This is a genomic window from Flavobacterium sp. (assembly GCF_043773265.1).
GTDB lineage: Bacteria > Bacteroidota > Bacteroidia > Flavobacteriales > Flavobacteriaceae > Flavobacterium.
The window spans coordinates 1-5314 of the sequence record NZ_JAYVFH010000216.1 but is presented as its reverse complement, the minus strand read 5'-3'; the positions used below and the strand labels follow the sequence as shown (position 1 = coordinate 5314).

Sequence of the window (5314 nt, the reverse complement as noted above, 5' to 3'; positions counted from 1 at the left end):
TTCACCATCAATTTTAGCTTCTTTCAACATTGCGTCTAATTTTTGAGAAAGTAAACCTTGAGCTTCAATAGGATCTTCTGATTTTACTTTTTTAGCTTTAGCTTCGCCACCTGCTAATTCTGGATAAACCAATGCCCAATCCAATTCATTGTCAACAGGTTCAAATGCAGACAAAGCAAAGATTAAAGCCTCTGTTAATAAACCTATAGAAAGCATTAAAGTACCTGTTAAAGGTCCAAGTTCAAAGTGAGTAATTTTAAATAAAGCTCCAATAATTACAACTGCCGCTCCCATTCCGTAAGCGAAGTTCATCGCTTTTTTGCTTAATAATGCCATAATAAATAATAATTTTAGTTAGTTAAGTTTAATATAATTTAAGTTAGTTAATCTCTAAAGCTTTACGGTTTTTTCCCGTTTCCTGTTGTTTGAGTTCCCATGTAATCTTGTACGGTTCTAAAGCCAATATAGCTTCTTGCAGTATCTTGATATTCGAAATCTCTTGTTCCAACTTGTAAGAAGTATGAAACATCTTTCCAAGAACCACCTCTAACAACTTTACGTTTATTAGATAAATCTGGAACATTTGGATTCATTGTTGAAACGTATTCATAAGCAGCAGCATCATAAGATGAATCTGTCCATTCGGCAACGTTTCCTGACATGTTATAAAGATTGTAACCATTTGGCTCATAAGATTTTGCTTCAACTGTATATAAAGCTTGATCTGCAGCATAGTCTCCACGGTTAGGTTTAAAGTTTGCCATAAAACAACCTCTGTCGTTTTTAGTATACGGTCCACCCCAAGGATAATTACCAGATTCTAAACCTCCTCTTGCAGCATATTCCCACTCAGCTTCTGTTGGCAAACGGAAAGAGTTAATTAAATCTCTTCCTTTTTTCTTAGATTTTATATATGAATTTTTATTTAAAGTTCTCCATGCGCAAAAAGCTTTAGCTTGTTTCCAAGAAACTCCAACTACTGGATATTCTCCATATGCTTGGTGCCAAAAATAATCGTTGTGCATTGGCTCATTATAAGAATAAGCAAAATCTTTAATCCAAGTTGTAGTGTCAGGATAAACAGGAGTTTGTTCTGTTTTAATAAATTCTGAACGTTTTCCTTTTTTAGCTTGAGCCGCTTTTTGAATATCCATCCAAGAATAACGGAATTTCAATTTATTTACATCAATAGTTCTTAAACCATTGTATGCCTCAGCAGCTGGAAGATACATAGTATCCATAACCTCAACATAGTATTCGTCTGGATACTTTTTTGTATCAGTTATAAGTTTAACTTTTTTGTTAAGTCTTCTTCCTGCAAATGGATCGTCATCTGTACCAACACTATAATAGTTTTCATACATATATTTATCATAAGGTGTCATTTTTGCCGGATCTTGATCTGCAAAAGCAAATTCTCCAATGCTACCAGCGTTTTTACCTTTTCCAGATCCTGGTTTTTGACCAACTTCTTCGGCAAGAATTGCTAAACGAACTCTAATAATAGAATCTTTTACCCATTCTACGAATTGGCGGTATTCACTATTAGTAATTTCCGTTTCATCCATATAAAAGGATCTTACGGTAACTGTTTTTGTTGGCGCGTCTTGAACATTAGCTAAATCATCATCTGATTTACCCATTATAAAAGCACCACCTGGAACTAATGTCATTCCGTATGGTTTTTCTGGATGCCACTTTTTACCTTTAACTCCTACTAATTCACCTTTGTCTCCGGATTTACCGCAGCTCGCTAAAAGAGTTAAAACAGATGCAAATGCAATGAACTTCTTCATATAAATTTGGGTTAATTATATATTCTTATTTTAAGGGCGTAAACCTATCTATTTTTTTTGAAAAAAACAATTATTTGATTCCTAAAATTTTAATTGCTAGACCAAAAGTAAAAATTAATTTGAATTGACAAAACAAAATAATCGATAAAGTGCAAAAAAAGGCGATAATTTACTATTGTTTGTGTGTTTAATGTGTTTTATCTTACAATAAATGCTTGAAAAAATTTATTTTACTTAATTGTTTTTACAAAATACTCTTACGTTGCGCTTTCCACCATCTTTGTGGGAATTCTTGATTGCATGCTGCCAAATAATCGTCATGAGAACATGGTAATAACGTATTCTTTTTCAGTTTATTGTGATGATTTACAAAAAAAGGTATTTCAATCCACCATCTATCTGTTTTATTACTTTTAAAAAACACAATATCCTCATCTTCAAAAGGAACTGTGTATTTTATATAGTTTTCTTTACTTCCAAAAGGGTATTCATTTGAACGATAATGTATGCCTTCGATAAAATACCAAATTATTTGTGCTATTAAAGGTGATTCTTGTATTGAACCAGTATGGTTGAAAATTCCTAATAAAAAAACTTTATCACTTATTCCAGCATATCTAGACAATGAGCATATTTCTTTTCCATTAAAACCATTGGGCATAAAGTTAATCAAATTTCCAGAATCTGATGACTTTACAGATGTTAAATCAATACTTACAATATCTGCATCACGAAAAACCGGCTCTGCAATTGAAATATTATGACAAATTTCTCCAAGACGATAACAATCAAAATATAATTTTTCAATCAAATCTATTTCCTCTTGCGAATTATAATAGGTTTGAAAACCAATGTTGCTGTAATTAAAAAGGTTGTTTGGTTCTTCAATTATTATTTTTGATAAATAGGATTCGGATGTTATTGACCCATCATGTTTTCCAATATCAAACTTATTATCAATTGATACTAAGTTGACCATTTGTTCTAAATCGTCAAATCCTCTATAAAGTGCATAAGTTAAATCTTGTGAGCCACCAATTATTATTGGTATAGTTTTATTTTTAATTAATTTAGAAACAACTTTTTGAACAGCAAAATAAGTATCGTCAGCAGAGTTTCCAGGTAGGACATCACCTAAATCAGCTATTGTCTTGCTCCAATTACCAGGAAATAAACTATATAATTCTCTTCTAACATTTGATAAATCAATTTCTTCTGTTTGAGATTGATTACCTCTATATTCTGACACACCAATAATTGCTATATCAATTTTTGAAATTTCTGGAAAATCATTTTGAGTATGAAAAACAACTTTACTCGACAAATGTTGCGATGAAAGTCGTTTTAAATCTATAATTAAATCGGTTTCTAATGGTGAAAGAAAATCGAATTCCATTTATTATTTCTTTTTTTTCTCACCTCAATCCTCTCCAAAGAAAAGGAAATTAAGTTGTGAAATTGTTTATAGTTATTTTTTCTTCTTACTTTTTCTTTTTGACAGCAGTTTTTTTGGCTGGCGCTTTTTTAGCAGGAGTTTTCTTCTCTATCATTTCTTGAACTTCGGCTAATGTTAACTTTGTGGCATCAACATCTTTACTCAGTTCAATTTTGATTTTTCCTTTTGTGATTTCACTTCTTCCCCAACGTGCTTTTTGAACTAAAATACCTTCTTCTTCCCAATTGTGAATTACTTTATCAATATTTTTTTGAAGCTTGTCTTCGATAATTGTTTCAATATCTTGTTGTGTTAAATTATTGAAATTGTATTTGGCACTTACATTTATGAAAATTCCATTCCATTTTAAAAACGGACCAAATCTTCCTGTGCCTTTTTGAACACCTTCTCCTTTATAAACTGCAATTGGTGCATCAGCTTCGGTTTTTTCATCAATTAATACTTTAGCTCTTTCTAAATCTACATCCAATGGTTCTTCACCTTTTGGAAGCGAAACAAATACTTTTCCGAATCTAATAAATGGGCCAAATCGTCCAAGACTTACTTCTACTTCTTCTCCTTTATAAGTTCCTAATGCTTTTGGAAGTAAAAATAAATTCAATGCTTCTTCTAAAGTTATGTTACCCATGTTTTGTTCTGGTCGTAAACTTGCAAATTTCTTTTCTTCATCATCAATATCGCCAATTTGAGCCATTGCGCCGAATTTTCCTAAACGAACCAAAACTGTTTTACCTGATTCTGGATGTTTTCCTAAAATTCTTTCGCCACTTTCTCTATCGGCATTTGCTTCAACATCTTTTACGTTTGGATGGAATTTATCGTAAAACTCCTGCATCATTGTTGTCCAATTGATGTTTCCTTCTGCAATTTCATCAAAATCTTGTTCGACTTTGGCAGTGAAATTATAATCTAAAATATTTTCAAAATTCTTAACTAGAAAATCAGTAACTATTGTTCCAATATCGGTTGGAACTAATTTTCCTTTGTCTGAACCTGTATTTTCTTTTAATACTTTATCTGAAACTTTTCCTGATTGCAAAGTCAATTGAGTATAATTTCGTTCTTGACCTTCAAGATTTCCTTTTTCAACATAATTTCTATTGATTATAGTAGAAATTGTTGGTGCATAAGTTGATGGACGACCAATTCCAAGTTCCTCAAGTTTTTTTACTAAAGAAGCTTCTGTATATCTTGCTGCTGGTCTTGAGTATCTTTCTGTAGCTGTGATGTAATTATTAATCAATTTTTCATTGACTTTCATTGCCGGCAACATTCCTTCTTGTTCTTCATCGTCATCATCATTACCTTCAAGATATACTTTTAGGAAACCTTCAAACTTGATAACTTCACCAGAAGCAGTAAAAACCTCTGAGTGGTTATTTGCTTCAATTTTTACATTCGTTCTTTCTAATTCGGCATCACTCATTTGAGACGCCAATGTTCTTTTCCAGATTAAATCATATAATCTAGCTTGATCTCTATCAATATTTACAGTGTGACGCGACATATCTGTAGGACGAATTGCTTCGTGTGCCTCTTGTGCGCCTTTACTTTTATTTACAAACGTTCTTGGTTTAGAAAATTCTTTCCCATACGATTTTATGATTTCTGATTGAGCTGCATCCATAGCATCTTTAGAAAGATTTACTGAATCGGTTCTCATATAAGTAATCAATCCGGCTTCGTATAATCGTTGTGCCAATTGCATTGTAATTCCTACAGGTAAGTACAATTTACGTGCTGCTTCTTGTTGTAAAGTTGACGTTGTAAATGGTCCAGCTGGAAATTTTTTGGTAGGTTTGGTTTCTAAATCGGCTACCTTATAATTAGAACCAATATTTTTGGCAAGAAAATCTTCGGCTTCTTTTTTAGTATTAAAATTCTTTGGTAATTTAGCTTTGAAAGCTCTTCCTGCTTCGTTTACAAACTCGGCAACAACAGAATAACTTGCTTGTGCTTTAAAATTTTGAATTTCTCTTTCTCTTTCAACAATTAATCGTACGGAAACCGATTGTACTCGTCCTGCAGAAAGTCCGCCTTTAATTTTTCTCCATAAAACTGG

General features: G+C 32.2%; 4 protein-coding genes. All 4 read right to left on the bottom strand.

The genetic code is table 11. The features are described from left to right. Positions 1-336: gliding motility protein GldL (gene gldL, locus ACH2BO_RS11490; protein ID WP_395044885.1), on the bottom strand; the 336-nt coding region annotated here is incomplete at its 3' end. A gap of 62 nt (positions 337-398) precedes the next feature. Beyond that, entirely contained in the window at positions 399-1796 is a 1398-nt protein-coding gene (gene gldK, locus ACH2BO_RS11485; protein ID WP_395044884.1) for a gliding motility lipoprotein GldK, read from the bottom strand. A 244-nt stretch (positions 1797-2040) separates the two neighbouring features. Beyond that, entirely contained in the window at positions 2041-3192 is a 1152-nt protein-coding gene (locus tag ACH2BO_RS11480; protein ID WP_395044883.1) for a formimidoylglutamase, read from the bottom strand. Positions 3193-3277: 85 nt separating this feature from the next. After that, the coding region (locus ACH2BO_RS11475; RefSeq protein ID WP_395044882.1) for a DNA topoisomerase at positions 3278-5314 on the bottom strand (2037 nt) is incomplete at its 5' end.